The sequence below is a fragment of the Nonomuraea sp. NPDC005730 genome, from assembly GCF_040630865.1.
In the GTDB taxonomy this organism is placed as follows: domain Bacteria; phylum Actinomycetota; class Actinomycetes; order Streptosporangiales; family Streptosporangiaceae; genus Nonomuraea.
The window spans coordinates 22254-36821 of sequence record NZ_JBEXYK010000022.1; the positions used below are offsets into that span (position 1 = coordinate 22254).

The 14568-nt window shown below is 74.7% G+C and carries 16 protein-coding genes; 6 read left to right on the forward strand and 10 right to left on the reverse strand.

Annotation, left to right across the window (positions count from 1 at the left end):
• The first annotated feature begins 411 nt into the window (after positions 1-411).
• Positions 412-2487 carry a prolyl oligopeptidase family serine peptidase gene (locus ABZ444_RS24695; protein ID WP_358001108.1) on the forward strand — a complete coding sequence of 692 codons (2076 nt, stop codon included), beginning with the start codon at positions 412-414 and terminating at the stop codon, positions 2485-2487.
• A 48-nt stretch (positions 2488-2535) separates the two neighbouring features.
• Here ABZ444_RS24695 and ABZ444_RS24700 read toward each other — a convergent pair whose 3' ends face one another.
• A complete protein-coding gene (locus tag ABZ444_RS24700; RefSeq protein WP_358001111.1) occupies positions 2536-3534 on the reverse strand; it encodes a helix-turn-helix domain-containing protein in 999 nt (332 codons plus the stop codon).
• Positions 3535-3694: 160 nt separating this feature from the next.
• Here ABZ444_RS24700 and ABZ444_RS24705 point away from each other — a divergent pair, with 160 nt between their 5' ends.
• Positions 3695-4135, forward strand: a complete 441-nt coding sequence (locus tag ABZ444_RS24705; protein ID WP_358001114.1) for a hypothetical protein — start codon at positions 3695-3697, stop codon at positions 4133-4135.
• A gap of 11 nt (positions 4136-4146) precedes the next feature.
• Complete coding sequence (locus tag ABZ444_RS24710; protein WP_358001117.1) at positions 4147-4575, forward strand: hypothetical protein; 429 nt, start codon at positions 4147-4149, stop codon at positions 4573-4575.
• Between the two features lie 61 nt (positions 4576-4636).
• Here ABZ444_RS24710 and ABZ444_RS24715 read toward each other — a convergent pair whose 3' ends face one another.
• From ABZ444_RS24715 to ABZ444_RS24755, 9 genes are all read right to left on the reverse strand, one after another.
• The gene (locus tag ABZ444_RS24715; RefSeq protein WP_358001120.1) at positions 4637-5143 is read right to left on the reverse strand and encodes a DUF1707 domain-containing protein; all 507 of its coding nucleotides are present in this window, start codon (positions 5141-5143) and stop codon (positions 4637-4639) included.
• Positions 5140-5943, reverse strand: a complete 804-nt coding sequence (locus ABZ444_RS24720) for an ABC transporter permease (RefSeq protein WP_358001123.1) — start codon at positions 5941-5943, stop codon at positions 5140-5142. The genes ABZ444_RS24715 and ABZ444_RS24720 overlap by 4 nt, the downstream gene beginning before the upstream one ends.
• Positions 5940-6920 carry an ATP-binding cassette domain-containing protein gene (locus ABZ444_RS24725; protein ID WP_358001126.1) on the reverse strand — a complete coding sequence of 327 codons (981 nt, stop codon included), beginning with the start codon at positions 6918-6920 and terminating at the stop codon, positions 5940-5942. Before ABZ444_RS24725 ends, ABZ444_RS24720 begins: the two co-directional genes overlap by 4 nt.
• Positions 6921-6937: 17 nt before the next feature.
• Positions 6938-7870: a DUF4097 family beta strand repeat-containing protein gene (locus ABZ444_RS24730; protein WP_358001129.1), complete on the reverse strand. Its 933-nt coding sequence runs from the start codon at positions 7868-7870 to the stop codon at positions 6938-6940.
• A gap of 5 nt (positions 7871-7875) precedes the next feature.
• Positions 7876-8427: a toxin-antitoxin system HicB family antitoxin gene (locus ABZ444_RS24735; RefSeq protein WP_358001132.1), complete on the reverse strand. Its 552-nt coding sequence runs from the start codon at positions 8425-8427 to the stop codon at positions 7876-7878.
• A gap of 72 nt (positions 8428-8499) precedes the next feature.
• On the reverse strand, positions 8500-8889 hold the full coding sequence (locus ABZ444_RS24740) for a hypothetical protein (RefSeq protein WP_358001135.1): 390 nt from the start codon (positions 8887-8889) through the stop codon (positions 8500-8502).
• Positions 8890-9126: 237 nt separating this feature from the next.
• Positions 9127-9633 (reverse strand): FBP domain-containing protein, encoded by a 507-nt coding sequence (locus ABZ444_RS24745; protein WP_358001137.1) that lies wholly within the window; start codon positions 9631-9633, stop codon positions 9127-9129.
• Positions 9630-10991: a DHA2 family efflux MFS transporter permease subunit gene (locus ABZ444_RS24750; protein WP_358001140.1), complete on the reverse strand. Its 1362-nt coding sequence runs from the start codon at positions 10989-10991 to the stop codon at positions 9630-9632. Before ABZ444_RS24750 ends, ABZ444_RS24745 begins: the two co-directional genes overlap by 4 nt.
• Positions 10988-11560 (reverse strand): TetR/AcrR family transcriptional regulator, encoded by a 573-nt coding sequence (locus ABZ444_RS24755; RefSeq protein ID WP_358001400.1) that lies wholly within the window; start codon positions 11558-11560, stop codon positions 10988-10990. Before ABZ444_RS24755 ends, ABZ444_RS24750 begins: the two co-directional genes overlap by 4 nt.
• A gap of 131 nt (positions 11561-11691) precedes the next feature.
• Between ABZ444_RS24755 and ABZ444_RS24760 the strand changes: the two genes are divergently transcribed.
• From ABZ444_RS24760 to ABZ444_RS24770, 3 genes are read left to right on the forward strand one after another with little or no spacing between them, the layout of a single operon-like run.
• Positions 11692-11892, forward strand: a complete 201-nt coding sequence (locus ABZ444_RS24760) for a ferredoxin (RefSeq protein ID WP_352355003.1) — start codon at positions 11692-11694, stop codon at positions 11890-11892.
• On the forward strand, positions 11885-13261 hold the full coding sequence (locus tag ABZ444_RS24765; RefSeq protein ID WP_358001143.1) for an FAD-dependent oxidoreductase: 1377 nt from the start codon (positions 11885-11887) through the stop codon (positions 13259-13261). The genes ABZ444_RS24760 and ABZ444_RS24765 overlap by 8 nt, the downstream gene beginning before the upstream one ends.
• A gap of 16 nt (positions 13262-13277) precedes the next feature.
• Entirely contained in the window at positions 13278-14525 is a 1248-nt protein-coding gene (locus ABZ444_RS24770) for a cytochrome P450 (RefSeq protein ID WP_358001146.1), read from the forward strand.
• The last annotated feature ends 43 nt before the right edge of the window (positions 14526-14568 follow it).

Consider the following 14568-nt stretch of genomic DNA (forward strand, 5'->3'; position numbering starts at 1 on the left):
AGCCTTCCGGGATGCCGATGGGCGCTCCCCGCGGTCACCCGACCCCGGCGGGCCGGACGTGTGCCGGAAGGGAGCCCCAGCCTGACGAAGCGGTAATGGGTCTCACCTCCTACGGACGATCTCGGCCAGAGACCGTCACAGTACCAGAGCCGATCCGGCCCGACGCGGGCGGCCACCGGGTATCTCCCCCGGTCACGCGCCCGCCGCCATGCGGATGATCATGTAGTAAGATGTCCGGGAGCTCGGCCGCGGAGATCGTCCCGGAGATCGTCCCGGCGAGCACCAGGCGGCCGCGGGAGCCGCGCGAGAGATCCCGCCGATCACACGACACAGACGAAGCGCACACCACTACGGTGTGCGCTTTTTGTCGTGCCCGAAAGCCGGACCGCAGTGAGAGGAAACCAGGCACGCATGCCGCACCACGACGACGACAACAAGATCAGCCTGCCCAGGCAGTTCGCCCGCACCCGGCGGTTCACCCTGGGCGCCCCCTCGGCCTTCACCGTCTCGGCGGACGGCTCCGTCGTGCTGTTCCTGCGCAGCCGCGCCGGCGACGACCCGGTCACCTGCCTCTGGGCCCTGGACGCCGCCTCCGGCGAGGAGCGGTTGCTCGCCGACCCCGCCGCGCTGACCGGCGGCGGCACCCAGGGGATCGGCTCCTACGCCACGGACGACGCGGCCGGCCTGGCGGTGTTCACCCTGGCGGGCGCGCTGTGGGCGGTGGACGTCCCGACCGGCGCGGCCCGTACGCTCCCGGCGCTCGGCACGGCCCGCGACCCGCGGCCCGACCCGGCCGGGCGGCTGGTCGCCTACCTCTCCGGCGGCGGCCTGCGGGTGATCGGCGCGGACGGCGCCGGCGACCGCGCCGTGGCCGAGCCCGACGGGCCGGACGTGCGGTTCGGCGTCGCCGAGTACGCCGCGTCCGCCTCGATGGGCCGCTCCCGCGGCTACTGGTGGTCCCCCGACGGCGCCCGCCTGCTGACGGCCCGGGTGGACGAGGCCCGCGTCGCGCTCTGGCACGTGGGCGACCCCGCCGAGCCCGCGCGTCCGCCCCGGGCCGTGCGCTACCCGGCGGCCGGCACCGCCAACGCCGACGTCACCCTCTGGATCGCCGGGGTGGACGGCGGGCGCGTCGAGGTCGCCTGGGACCGGACCGCCTTCGAGTACGTGACGGCCGCCGGCTGGGACGCCCACGGCCCGTACCTCTCGGTGCAGAGCAGGGACCAGCGGACGGTCCGGGTGCTGGCCGCCGATCCGGACTCCGGCCGCACGCGGCTGCTGGCCGAGCAGCACGATCCGTACTGGGTGCAGCTCGTGCCGGGCACGCCCGCCCGTACGGGCTCCGGCCGCCTGGTCGCCCACGCCGACCTGGACGGCACGCGGCGGCTCACCGTCGGCGGCGTCCCGGTCACGCCGCCCGGCCTGCACCTGGAGGCGGTTCTCGGCGTGGACGGCGAGGACGTGCTCTTCACCGCCTCCGACGACCCCGCGCAGACACACCTGTGGCTGCACACCGCGGCGGCGGGCGCCCGCCGGCTCAGCGTCGCACCGGGGGTGCACGGCGGCACCCGGCGCGCGGGCACCCTCGTCCACGTCGTCCGCACCGCCGAACACCCGGGCGAGCGCGCCCGCGTGGAACGCCCTACGGCCGGGACGGCGTCCCCCTCGACGCGGGGCGGGGTCGAGGTGGCGTCGGTGGCGGAGCGGCCGGTGCTGGCGCTGCGCCGGCTGTCGCTCGTCACCACCGGCCGCGAACTGCGCAGCCACCTGCACCTGCCCTCCTGGCACCGTCCCGGCGACCCGGCGCTGCCGGTCCTGCTGGACCCGTACGCGGGGCCGGCCGGGCGCCGGGTCACCGACGAGCAGGCGGCGATGATGTTCGTCTCGCAGTGGTTCGCCGAGCAGGGCTTCGCCGTCCTGGTCACCGACGGGGCCGGCACGCCGGGCCGCGGACCCGGCTGGGAGCGCGAGGTGCACGGCGACATGTTCGGCCCCGTGCTGGCGGACCAGGTGGCCGCCCTGCACGCGGTCGCCGCCCGGCATCCTGAGCTGGACCTGCGCCGGGTCGCGATGCGCGGCTGGTCGTTCGCGGGCACGCTGGCCGTCATGGCGGTGCTGCGCCGTCCCGACGTCTTCCACGCCGCCGTCGCCGGCGCCGGTACCAGCGAGCAGCGCCTGTACGACACCCACTGGCGGGAACGTTTCCTCGGCCACCCGGACCGCCACCCCGAACGCTACGACGCCTGCTCGACCCTGGTGGAGGCGCACACCTTGTCCAGGCCCCTGCAGCTCATCCACGGCCTGTCCGACGACAACGTGTTCCCGGCGGGCACGCTGCGCCTGTCGGCCGCGCTGCTGGCCGCCGGACGCCCGCACGAGGTGCTGCCGCTGTCCGGCGCCTCCCACGCCCCCACCTCGGACGAGGACGTCTTCGAGGGCATGCTCCTCCTCCAGCTCGACTTCCTCCGCCGCCACCTGAACCGGTAGCCGCGGCGACCGTCGCCGTCACCGGGGCGCCCCGGTCGCCCGCCCGCGTCAGGACGGGGTTCCGGTCCTGAGCAGGCCGGCGCCGAGGCGGGTGACCTGGTGGATGACCATGTTGGCGTGCCGGGTGCTGGCGATCAGGCCGGCCCGGTGCAGCACCTGGGCGTGGGCGCTGGCCGACGACAACGACGTGCCGGTGCGGCGGGCCAGCTCGCTGGTGGTGCAGCCGGTGGTGGCGGCGACGCAGCGCAGGATGCGGGCCCGGTTCGCGCCGAGGAGGTCGGGCAGCGGGTCGCCGGGGCCCGGTTCCGGGGCGCGGCGCGGAGCCGGGTAGATCAGCACGGGAGGCAACGCGGGATCGGCCAGCGCCACCGGGGTGAACCGGCAGAAATAGGACGGGATCAGCGTGAGGCCGCGCCCGCGGAGGTGGATCTCGTACCGGCCGGGGGCGTAGTCGGTCTCCAGGACGGGCGACCGCCAGCGGGTGCTCGGCGTGAGGGCGGAGAGCATGGCCTCCACGCCCTGGTCGGTGAGCAGACGGGTGAGCCTGGCGCGTTCGCGGCCCAGCGCGCGTTCCATCGCGGCGCGGCAGGGGGCGAAGGTGACCTGGCAGTAGCGGCCCGCCAGGCGGGCCACGTGGCGGACGGCCCGCCGGTGCCCGCGGGCCAGGCCGTCGAGGCCGGCGGGCAGGGTGACGTGCCGGCGGAGCTGGTCGATCTCGTGCCGCACGCGGACGGCCGGGGTGTCGGCCAGCGCCTCGACACCGGTCGTCAGCCCCGCCTGGGCCTCGTACGGGGTCAGGAAGTCCGGGAAGTAGGCCTTGATCGGCATCAGCGGGGCCAGCGTCTCGCGCACCGGCCGCAGCAGTCCCGATCCGGCCAGGTCGGCGCGCGCCCGCCGCCGCCAGGCCGCCATGTCGTCGCCCCCGCCGGGTCTCTGCAGCACGTGCAGGCTCATCGCCATCTCCCACAGCTCGTCGATGCGGGAGGCGATGCGCACCCGGGCCAGGTCCTCTCCGGTGAAGATGATCCTCAAGGTTCCCCTGGTCATGCCGGCATCCTCACCCGGCCGGCTGGCAGCACGATCATCATCGGATTGACGGCCTCCGACCTGCGTGTTCCGGCCCCGCCAGGAACAGGGTGACCCGCGGCGCCGGTCCGGGCTGAACTTGGTCCCGGACCTGACCCGCATCTCATGGAGAGGATCACGCATGACCCGTCGTGTCTTCATCCCGCTCGGCGCCGCCGTGCTCGCGCTGGGCTGTCTCGGCGCGCCGTCCGGGGCCACCGCGCGCGCCGCGTCCTGCTGGGGCGGCCCCACGGTCACCATCCCGAACGGCAGGACGTACGCCACCAGGGTCTGCCCGACCTGGACGCAGACCCGCGTGCGGGAGATCCCCGCGCGCAACGGCGAGACGACCGGCTACCTGTTCCCCGGCGACAACTGGGTGGTCTGCCAGCGCAAGGGGGACGAGAACGACCAGCTCGGCGGCGGCCGCAACAACATCTGGCTCTACACCCAGGGCGACACCCAGGAGCACGAGTTCAACGGGTGGGGCTGGATCCCCGCGACGTCCGTCTCCTACGGCGGCGACTACCAGGCCATCCCCGGTGTGCCGTGGTGCACCGGCACCAACCCCAGATTCCCGTGAGAGGAACCGTCGTGAACCTTCGCCGCACGCTCGCCGCCGGCGCCGTCCTGGTCGCGTCCCTGGCGTTCGCCCCGCCCGCCGAGGCGCGGCAGGCGTCCTGCTGGGGCGGTCCGACGGTGACGGACTACAAGGGCCGTACCTTCTCCACCAGCACCTGCCCGACCTGGATCCAGACCGCCGTGCTCGACCAGGCCGCGCTGCCCGGCGCCGAGACGACGGGGGTGCTGTTCCCGGGCGACAACTGGATGGTCTGCCAGCGCAAGAGCGGCGAGAACCCCGAGTACGGCGGCGGCCGGAACAACTACTGGCTCTACACCCAGGGCGACACCAGCAGGCTCCACGGCGGGTGGGGGTGGATCCCGGCGACCGCCGTCTCCTACGGCGGCGACTACCAGGCCATCCCCGGCGTCAAGCTCTGCCCGGCCGGCTTCTACGGCTGAGCCGGCGCCGCACGAGCCCCCGTCCGTGCCGAGCACGGGCGGGGGCTCGCCAGGCGCGGGGTCATCGGCGGGCGGGGCGGATGAGCAGGCGGCCGTAAGGGAGGTCGCCGGTCACCTGGACGTGCGGGTGGCCGGGGCGGGGGCGGCCGGGGACCTTGCAGCTCACGCGCCCCCACTCGGACCGCACCCCGTCGGCGTTCGCGGTGGCGCCCGCGGGCAGGACGATCGTGGCGCTGCCGTAGGCCAGCAGCAGCTCGATGTCGATGCGCGCGTACGGCACGTGGGCCCGCGACAGGTCGAGCCGCACCTGGCCGTACTTGGAGTCGACGCACAGGCGGCGCGGGACCGCCCAGTCGCCGGTCCGGGTGACGGCGCCGCCGGTGGAGGTCAGCCGGACCACCTCGTCCGGCAGGTCGGCGACGATCGGCTCCAGCTCGCGGGCGGAGGTGGCGGTGAGCGCCAGTTCGAGCCGCTGCTCCAGTTCGTCGGGGTCGAGCCGGCCGTCCGCGTACGCCTGCTGGACCAGCTCGACCGCGCGCTCGCGGTCCGCGCCCGAGACGGTGTTCATCGGCTGACGGCCCTCTTGTACAACCGCGTGGCCAGCGGCACGAACACGGCCAGGAGCAGCACGGACCACAGCAGCGACACCGGCACGGCGTGCCGCAGCGGCCAGGCGGCGGGCTGGGGCAGGGCGGCGCTGGTGTTGCCGAACAGCTCACGCGCGGCCTGGACGAGCGTGGAGACCGGGTTCCACTCGGCGATCGGCCGCAGCGGGCCGGGCAGCCGCGTGCTGTCGGCGAACGCGTTGGACAGGAACACCAGCGGCAACGACGTGATGGTGGCGATGTTGTTGAACACCTCGGGCGTGCGCAGGGCCAGCGCGACCGTGGCCGTCACCCAGGAGAAGGCGTAGGAGAACAGCAGCAGCATCGCGAACCCGAGCACCGCCTCCGCCGGCGAGCTGTGGACGCGCCAGCCGACCAGCAGGCCGACGAGCGCCATGGTGGCGATGCTGGTGACGTTCATGATCACGTCGCTGACGGTCTGGCCGGTGAGCACCGCCGTGGGGGACATCGGCAGGGTGCGGAACCGGTCGAAGATGCCCTTCTGCAGGTCCTGGGTGAGCGTGTAGCCGGTGATCTGGGCGCTGGTGACGATCGTCATGACGAAGATCCCGGGCAGCAGGTACTCGCCGTAGGACATGCCGGGCAGCTCGATCATGCTGCCGAAGACGTAGGTGAACAGCACCACGAACACGATGGGCAGCATGATCACGCCGCCCAGCAGGTCGGGGGCTCTGCGGATCTTGAGCGCGTTGCGCCTGGCGATGGTCAGGCCGTCGGCGGCGGCCAGCTGGAGGGCGTTCATCGGACGGTCTCCCCCGTCTTCTCGTCGGCGGTCTTCTCGTCGGCCTGGCGTCCGGTGAGGCTGAGGAACACGTCGTCGAGGGTGGGCCGGCGCAGCCCGGCGTCGCGTACGGCGATCCGCTCGGCGGCCAGGTGGCCGAGCGCCTGGGTCAGCGCGGCCGCGCCGCCGGTCACCGGGATCGTCATGCGCAGGGCGGCGGCGTCGATCCGCACCTCCCCCAGGGCCAGCGGCGCCAGGGCGCGGGCGGCGCTCTCCAGGCTCGCCGCGCTGCTCAGCGAGAGCTGGATGCGGTCGCCGCCGACCTGGTCCTTCAGCTCCTCGGCCGTGCCGCGGGCGATCACCCGCCCGTGGTCGACCACCGCGATGCGGTCGGCGAGCCGGTCGGCCTCCTCCAGGTACTGGGTGGTGAGCAGGACGGTGGTGCCCTCCCGGACGAGCTCGGCGATGACGTCCCACAGGGCGATCCTGGCGCGGGGGTCGAGGCCGGTGGTGGGCTCGTCCAGGAACAGCACGGGCGGGTCGGCGACCAGCGCGCCGGCCAGGTCGAGGCGGCGGCGCATGCCGCCGGACCAGCCGCGTACCGGGCGGTCGGCGGCGTCGGCGAGGTCGAAGCGGGCCAGCAGCTCGCGGGCGCGCTCGCGGCTGCGCCGGGCGCCCAGGTGGTAGAGGCGGCCGACCATCTCCAGGTTCTCGGCGCCGGTGAGGTGGTCGTCCACGGCGGCGTACTGGCCGGACGCGCCGATGTGGGCACGCAGCCGGTGGGCGTCGCGGACGACGTCGAACCCGGCCACCGTGGCGTGGCCGGCGTCCGGTCGCAGGAGTGTGGTGAGGATCCTCACCGTGGTGGTCTTGCCGGCGCCGTTGGGGCCCAGCAGTCCTAACACCGTCCCCTCAGGGACGGTCAGGTCGACGCCGTCGAGGGCGGCCACGTCGCCGTACCTCTTGGTCAGCCCCTCGACCACGATCGCGTCTGGCATGTCGGTCTCCTCGGTCGTCAGGAACGGTGGATGTCGATGTCGCCGTGGGTGGTGTGGGCGTGGATCTCGACGGCCCGCGCCGCGTCGCCCGGGTCGTCGCCGGGGACGAGGGCGACGTTCACGGTGCCGTACCGGGAGCTGACGTCGAGCCAGGCGGAGGTGCCCTCGGGGACGCCGACGTCCAGGCCGCCGCCGGTGGTCTCCATGACGACCGTGCCGGACGCCACCTCGTGGATCTCCACGCCGGCGTAGGCGGTCTTGGCGACGACGCCGGCCAGCGGGCGCTCCACGGTGATGTCGCCGTGGGCGCTGTTGACCCGCAGCTCGCCGGTGACCTCGCCGAGGCGCACGTCGCCGTGGGCGGTCTTGACCGCGGCGGTGCCGTCGATCTCGCCGACGCGGACGTCGCCGTGGTTCGTGGTGATCTCGGCGTGCCCGCGGGCGCGGGTGACGGAGACGGTGCCGTGGGTGCTCTTCAGGCGCAGCCGGCCGGCCTCCTCGACGCGGATGTCGCCGTACGTGGTGGTCGCCGTGACGTCGCCGAGCGGCCCGCGGCACGACAGGCCGCCGGACGTCCTGGCGTCGAGGCGGGAGCCGGCCGGCAGCTCGATCGCCACCTCCACCGAGCCCGTGCCGAGCAGCAGCGAACGCGCCCAGTCGGCGGGCGACTCGACGAGCTTGCCGAGCGAGAGCCCCCAGCCGAGCGCCGGCGCCCCCTGTTCCTTGTCGGCGCTCACCGTGAGCCTGCCGTCGGCGTAATGGACCTGGACGTGCCGGGCGGCCTGCACGTCGGCGTCGTTGTGCTCGTCGCTCGGGCGGACCTCGACCACGGTCTCGGCGCGGTCGCCCGCGACGACGCGGACGGCGGCGGTCGCCAGGTCGAGGACGGCGACGATGGGGCTGGGCGTGTCGAAGGCCGGCATTCCGATCTCCCTGTCATCGGTCGGCATGGTCATCAGCGCACCCAGCCGCTGTAGCGGTCGCCGGTCTGCGGGGCCGGGCGCCGGGTGGCACGGCGGGTGGCGTCGCCGGGGTCGAGCGCCGCGGAGACGGCGCGGACCAGCCAGGCGTTGACGGACAGCCCGTCGCGCGCGGCCGCCTCCTCGATGCGCGGCTTGAGCGCCTCGGGCACTCGGAGGGAGATCCGGGACGTGCCGCCCTCGTCGGCCTCGGGGGCCGGGGGCGGGGTCGGCGGCGCGGGCGGCCGGTCGCCCGGCCCGGCGCTCGCGGACGGTTCGTCCTGTTCCGGGAACGGGTGGGCGGCGGGCGGTGACGTCACGACGAAGGCGGGGTCGCGCCCGCGCAGGCGCACCTCGACCGAGCCGGGCGCGAGGTCCTGGGTGATCTCGTCCGCGGCGGCCGACAGGGCCTCCAGCAGGGCGAGCCGGGCAGCCGACGCCAGTGTCGCGGCGAAGCGTTCGGCCAGCGCACGGGCCTCCTCGCCGCCCGTACCGGCGACGAGCATGAGCTCGCGCCGGAGTTGATCGACATACGGGGCAAGGTCCATGACGTCATCATGACACGCGGAGTGGCGCCATGACAATCCCGCAATGACGTCACCATGGCGTCAGATGACGCCTCAGGCGGGCGGCGGCCCGGACAGCGCGGTGACGACGCGGTGGCGCAGCAGCTCGTACTCCTCGCGGCACCGGCGCGGCGCGTCCGGGGGACGCTGCTGGACCTGGGGATTCACGACGACCTCACCCGGGTGGAACTGGTCGGAGGTGAAGTCGACCTCGGTGCCGCCGGGCAGCACGTTCCAGTAGTGGTGGCCCACCTTGACGCCGTCGGCGTGCACCTCGGCCAGGATCAGGTCTCCTCCAAGCAGGTCCTGGACGACCAGCGCGGTGATCCCGCACTGCCCCCTGGCCGGGTTGTCGGCCCGCCACTCCTCCCGCGCGGCGGTGTCGCAGGTGTCGGGCCCCCAGGCGGCACGCAACGTCGGCCGCAACAGTTCCAGTATCAGCATCGGGGCAGTGTCGCAGGCGGCCCCGACAGATCATGGGCCGTCCGGCCCGCCGTCGGGCTTCGAAAGAGGGGAACCGGGCGGCGTTCGCGGGGGTCCAAGTCAAGGGCGACGTTCCGCGCCGGCGTCGGGCGCCCGGGACGGCGACCATGCGTCCCGGCGGCGCCGACGGACCGGCCGACGCCGCGGGTGGCCCTTCCCGCCCTGCGGCGCGAGCTGGACGCCGCCCCCTCCACGCGATCACGCCAGGGTGTCGTCGAGGATCTTGTCGAGGAAGGCGTCCAGGTTGACCGTGGTCCTGGCGACGCGTTCGGCCACGCTCAGCGACTCGAACCGGACGCCCAGCTCGGTCTGCTTGCGCTCCCGGACGTACAGGGAGCACGCCAGGTCGGCGCACATGTAGGCGCCCACCGTGTTGCCCTGCCGCCCCGCCGCGCCGACCCGGGGCGCGGTGAACAGCGCGACGCCGGTCCCGGCGTGCGGGGTCACGCAGACCGAGCAGAGCGTGCTCTTGGTGAAGCTCCTGCGCACCTCCTGGCCGAGCCGCAGCGCGACGCCGACCGGCGCGCCGCCGCGTTCGGCCACCAGGTACGCCCGCTCGGGCGCCCCCGGATCGCGCCAGCCCAGGAAGTCGAGGTCGGGCCAGGGCAGCTCGGGCAGCCCGCGCGGGACGGCGAGCCGGCGGGCCTCGCCCCTGGAGCAGTTGACGAAGGACGAGCGGATCTCGTTCTCGGTGACGGGGTTCATGACGTGCCTGCTTTCGAGGACGGGAGGAACAGGGCGGGCAGAAGGCAGAGCGCGACGGCGGCCAGCGTGACCCAGAAGGCGGGACGGTAGCCGCCGTGCTGGAGCAGCACGGCCACGCAGGCGGTGCCGGCCGCCGCGCCGACCTGCTGGCCGATGGCGTTGGCGGTGGTCGCGGCGGGCACCTTGGCCGGCGGCAGCGAATGGTAGAGGGTGATCATGGTGGGTGAGACCGCGAGCGCGGCCCCCACCCCGCGGACGAACAGCGCCACCGGCAGCAGCGCCGTGCCCGCGCCGGGATCGGCCAGCGCGAACGGCAGCGTGCCGGCCGCCAGCAGGACCAGGCCCGTGACGACGATCCGGCGCGGGTTGCCGTTCAGGTCGATCAGCCGGCCGGCGGCCAGCACCGCGACGAGCATGCCGAGCCCCTGCGGCGCGAGCACCAGCCCGGCGCCGAGCGCGCCCGCCCCCTCGGCCGTCTGGACGAACAGCGGCACCAGGAACACGGCGGCGAACAGGGAGAAGTTGGCCAGGAAGGCCAGCGCGGCGGAGGCGGCGAAGGCCCGGTCGCGGAACAGGCCGGGCTCGACGATCCGCGGCCCGGAGGTGCGGGCGGCCCGCCACAGGCAGGCGGCCAGCAGCAGCGCGCCGGCGGCCGCGGTCAGCGCGGCCACGGGCTCACCGGCCCCGCTCAGCCCGTGCAGCAGCAGGGTCAGGCCGCCGCTCACGCCGAGCAGGCCGGCCACGTCGAGGCGTTCGGAAGGCCCGCCGGGCCGGGCGGTGCGGACGTACAAGGCCGACAGGACGACGCCCGCCGCCACGAACGGGACGTTCACCAGGAACACCCACCGCCACGACAGCGTCTCCAGCAGCACGCCGCCGACGACCGGCCCGAGGACGGGCGCGAACACGGCGGGCACGGCCATCAGCGCCATCATCCGGCCGAGCCGCTCGCGCCCGGCCAGCTCGACGACGATGATCCGGCTGAGCGGGAAGAGCATGCCCGCCCCGGCCCCCTGCACGACGCGGAAGGCGACGAGGCTGCCGAGCGACCAGGCCGACCCGCACAGGATCGAGCCGGCCAGGAACACGGCGAGCGAGCCGGTCCAGGCCGTGCCGGCGCCGAACCGCTGGGCCGCCCACCCGGTCGCCGGGATGACCGCGGCCAGGGCGAGCAGGTAGGCGGTCGTCACCCATTGGGTGGCCGCCAGGTCGGCGGAGAACGCGCGGGCCAGGGTGTGCGTGGCGACGCCGACGATCGTGCCGTCGAGCAGCGCGGTGAACGCGCCCAGGGTGAGCACCCCGGCGACCGTCAGCAGCCGCCGGTCGAGGCCGGACCGGGTCGCGGTCGTTCCGGTCATGGGGAAACCTGCCAATGTCTCAGTGCGCCGTCGAGCGCGTCGATGATCGAGTCCCACGAGCTGCGGACGTCGCGGGCCGCCTGGAAGCCGCCGCGGGCCTCCAGGTTGGTGAAGCCGTGGAAGGTGCTGCGCAGCAGCCGGATGGCGTCGGTGTGGGCCGGCTCGGGCAGCCCGTACGCGGCCACGACCGCGTTGGTGGTGGTGAAGATGCGCTGGACGTCGGCGCACCCGGCGACGATCTCGGGGTCGAGCCGGAGCTGGGTGGCCTCGTACAGGCCCGGGTGGGCGAGCGCGAAGTCGCGGTAGGCGGCGGCGAAGGCGGCCAGCGCGTCCTTGCCCGCCTTGCCGGCCACCGCCGCGGTCAGGGCGTCGGCCTGGATGCGGGCGGCGCGCAGCGCCACCCGGACGCGCAGGTCCTGGAGGTTCCTGACGTGGGAGTAGAGGCTGGCGTCCGCGACGCCGAAGCGGCGCGCCAGGGCCGAGACCGTCAGGTTGTCGAACCCGGCCTCGTCGGCCAGCTCCCCGGCCGCCTCCGTCACGCGGTCCGCCGTCAGACCGGCCCGAGCCATCATGATCCACCTCCGCAGCAGAAAACCTAACCTTCCTAGGTTTTATCCTAGGAGCCCTAGGTTTCGCAAATCAGGAAAACTTGGGATCAGGTTGGACCGTGGCTGGAGCAGCCGTTCGTAACGTGGCGGACATGAGAGTGCTCGTCGATCTGAACCGCTGCCTGAGCTACGGCCAGTGCGTGTTCGCGGCGCCGGCGGTCTTCCGGTTCCACGGCGCCGAGTCCCTCGAGTACGACTACGCCCCGGCCGACGCGCTGCGCGAGCAGGTGCGCGAGGCCGCCGCGGCCTGCCCGGTGCAGGCGATCACCTGCTCGCCGGACGACCATGCGTAGCGCGGTGATCGTGGGCGCCTCGCTGGCCGGCCTGCGGGCCGCCGAGACGCTGCGGGCCGAGGGCTTCACCGGGGAGCTGACCCTGATCGGCGACGAGCCGTACGAGCCCTACGACCGGCCGCCGCTGTCCAAGCAGGTGCTGGCCGGACGGGCCGCGCCCGCGGACACCGCGCTCGTCACGGCGCGGGACCTGCGGGCGCGCCGGCTGCTCGGCGAGCCCGCCACCGGCCTGGACCTGCACACCCGGCAGGTACGCCTGGCCGGCGGGCGCGAGATCGGCTTCGACCGGGTGCTGATCGCCACCGGCACCCGGGCGCGCCCCTGGCCCGAGCCCGCCGAGGCCGCCCTGACCGGCGTGTTCACCCTGCGCGGACGCGACGACGCGGCGAGCCTGCGGGCCGCACTCGCCGCCGGGCCGAGCCGGGTGCTGGTCATCGGCGGCGGCTTCACCGGCTCGGAGATCGCCTCCGTGTGCCGCGAGATGGGCCTGGCCGTGACGGTCGCGGAACGCGGCCCCGCCCCGCTGGCCGGCGCCCTGGGCGCGGCGGCCGGCAGCGTGGCCGCCCGGCTGCATCGCGAGCACGGCGTGGACCTGCGGGTGAACACCACGGTGATGGCGCTGGAGGCCGACGCGGAGGGCCGGCTGCGCGCGGCGCACCTGTCCGACGGCGACGTCCTGCCCGTCGAGGTCGCGGTGGTGGCGCTCGGGGCCGTCCGCAACACCGAATGGCTGGCCGGGTCGGGCCTGGCGGCCGACGCGCGCGGGGTGGTGTGCGACGCCGCCTGCCGGGCCTTCGACGCCGACGCGATCGTCACCTCCGACGTGTTCGTGGCCGGCGACGTGGCGCGCTGGCCGCACCCGCACTACGACGGGCTGCTGCTGGCCGTGGAGCACTGGGACAACGCGGTGCGCCAGGCGGCCACCGCCGCGCACAACATGGTCGCCGACCGGCCGCGCCCGCACCGGGGGCTGCCGGCGTTCTGGTCCTACCAGTTCGGCGTCAGCATCAAGTCCGTCGGACTGCCGACGATCGCCGACGAGGTGGTGGTCACGCAGGGCTCGGTGGCCGAGCGCCGCTTCGTGGCCTGTTTCGGCCGCCAGGGCCGGTGCGTGGCGGCGGTCGCGGTGGACGCCCCGCGCTCGCTGCCCGCCTACGCCGGCCTCATCGAGGCGGCCGCGCCCTTCCCGCCCGACCTGCGGGCCGCCGACGGGCCGCGCACGCTGCTCCCGGTGCCCGCGGGCCTGGCCGTGGACGGCCAGTCCACGCACAGCCCGACGGCCGCGGTGACCGGGCAGGGCCCGACCGCGCGCGAGGTGCCGCGCGAGCGCGACCCCCGCTCGCCGTTGACCGCGCCGCCGCTGGAATGAGAGCCGGAGGACGACCATGGCCCACCAGGTGACGCAGAGCCTGTTCGCGCAGGTCCTGGACGAGGCGAGCCGCCCTGACCCCTACCCGCTGTACGCCCGGCTGCGCGAGACGCCCGTCTCCCGCCAGGGGGACGACCTGTACGCGGTGAGCACGTACGCCGAGATCGTCTCGCTGCTGCACGACCCGCGGATCAGCTCCGACGAGCGCAAGAGCAGGAGCGGCTCCGGCTCGTTCGGCGCCTCCGGCAGGCTGATGGCCGGACAGAACGCCCAGGACGGCCAGGAGTCACGGAAACCGGCGTTCATCTTCCTCGACCCGCCCGACCACGACCGGCTGCGGCGGATCGTCATGCGGCACTTCACCCCTGAGCGCGTCAACCGGCTCGGGGAGCACGTGGTGCCGCTGGTGGCCGAGCTGCTCGACCGGCGCGCCGGCCAGGACTCCATGGACGTGGTGGACGACCTGGCCTACCCGCTGCCGGTCACGGTGATCTGCGACCTGCTCGGCGTGCCCAAGGAGGACGAGCCGCGCTTCCACGGCTGGGCCTCGGCGCTGGCCCGCACGCTGGACCCGCCCGAGGGGCTGTCGGCGGAGGAGGTGCGGCAGGCCGAGGCGGCCGCGCCGGAGCTGCGCGCGTACCTGGTGGAGCTGGCCGGCGAGCGGCGCGCCCGCCCGTCGGACGACCTGCTGTCGGCGCTGCTCACCGACGGCGAGGCCGAGCGCATGGACGCCCCGGAGATCATCGCGACGATGGCCCTGCTGCTCATCGCGGGTCACGAGACCACCGTCAACCTGATCGCCAACGGCATGCTGACGTTCCTGCGCAACCCGGAGGCGCTGGCGCGGCTGCGCGCCGACCCGGGGCTGATCGTGCCGGCCGTCGAGGAGGTGCTGCGCTACGACCCGCCGGTGCAGTTCCGCACCCGCACCACGCTGGCCGACATCGAGATCGCCGGGGTCACCGTCCCCCAGGGCGCGGACGTGGCGCTGCTGCTGGCCTCGGGCAGCCGGGACCCGGCCCGCTTCCCCGGCGCCGACCGCTTCGACCCGGCGCGGCGGGACAACCAGCATCTGGGGTTCGGCGGGGGCGTCCACTACTGCGTGGGGGCGCCGCTGGCCCGGATCGAGGCGCGGGTCGCGCTGGGCGCGCTGGTGAGCAGGCTGGTCGGGCCGGAACTGGCCGCCGGCCCGCCGCCGTACCGGCACAGCGCGTCGCTGCGCGGGCCCGCGCACCTGGTGGTGGGCTTCGACCGCCTGCTCTGAGGCCCTGCTCTGAGGCCCTGCTCTGACCCCTGCCTGGTCTGAG

What these genes read in the sequence shown, in the direction of transcription:
- ABZ444_RS24695 (WP_358001108.1), top strand. Translation starts at nt 412, where the DNA reads ATGCCGCACCACGACGACGACAACAAGATCAGCCTGCCCAGGCAGTTC.
- ABZ444_RS24700 (WP_358001111.1), bottom strand. Translation starts at nt 3,534, where the DNA reads ATGACCAGGGGAACCTTGAGGATCATCTTCACCGGAGAGGACCTGGCC.
- ABZ444_RS24705 (WP_358001114.1), top strand. Translation starts at nt 3,695, where the DNA reads ATGACCCGTCGTGTCTTCATCCCGCTCGGCGCCGCCGTGCTCGCGCTG.
- ABZ444_RS24715 (WP_358001120.1), bottom strand. Translation starts at nt 5,143, where the DNA reads ATGAACACCGTCTCGGGCGCGGACCGCGAGCGCGCGGTCGAGCTGGTC.
- ABZ444_RS24720 (WP_358001123.1), bottom strand. Translation starts at nt 5,943, where the DNA reads ATGAACGCCCTCCAGCTGGCCGCCGCCGACGGCCTGACCATCGCCAGG.
- ABZ444_RS24725 (WP_358001126.1), bottom strand. Translation starts at nt 6,920, where the DNA reads ATGCCAGACGCGATCGTGGTCGAGGGGCTGACCAAGAGGTACGGCGAC.
- ABZ444_RS24730 (WP_358001129.1), bottom strand. Translation starts at nt 7,870, where the DNA reads ATGCCGACCGATGACAGGGAGATCGGAATGCCGGCCTTCGACACGCCC.
- ABZ444_RS24735 (WP_358001132.1), bottom strand. Translation starts at nt 8,427, where the DNA reads ATGGACCTTGCCCCGTATGTCGATCAACTCCGGCGCGAGCTCATGCTC.
- ABZ444_RS24740 (WP_358001135.1), bottom strand. Translation starts at nt 8,889, where the DNA reads ATGCTGATACTGGAACTGTTGCGGCCGACGTTGCGTGCCGCCTGGGGG.
- ABZ444_RS24745 (WP_358001137.1), bottom strand. Translation starts at nt 9,633, where the DNA reads ATGAACCCCGTCACCGAGAACGAGATCCGCTCGTCCTTCGTCAACTGC.
- ABZ444_RS24750 (WP_358001140.1), bottom strand. Translation starts at nt 10,991, where the DNA reads ATGACCGGAACGACCGCGACCCGGTCCGGCCTCGACCGGCGGCTGCTG.
- ABZ444_RS24755 (WP_358001400.1), bottom strand. Translation starts at nt 11,560, where the DNA reads ATGGCTCGGGCCGGTCTGACGGCGGACCGCGTGACGGAGGCGGCCGGG.
- ABZ444_RS24760 (WP_352355003.1), top strand. Translation starts at nt 11,692, where the DNA reads ATGAGAGTGCTCGTCGATCTGAACCGCTGCCTGAGCTACGGCCAGTGC.
- ABZ444_RS24765 (WP_358001143.1), top strand. Translation starts at nt 11,885, where the DNA reads ATGCGTAGCGCGGTGATCGTGGGCGCCTCGCTGGCCGGCCTGCGGGCC.
- ABZ444_RS24770 (WP_358001146.1), top strand. Translation starts at nt 13,278, where the DNA reads ATGGCCCACCAGGTGACGCAGAGCCTGTTCGCGCAGGTCCTGGACGAG.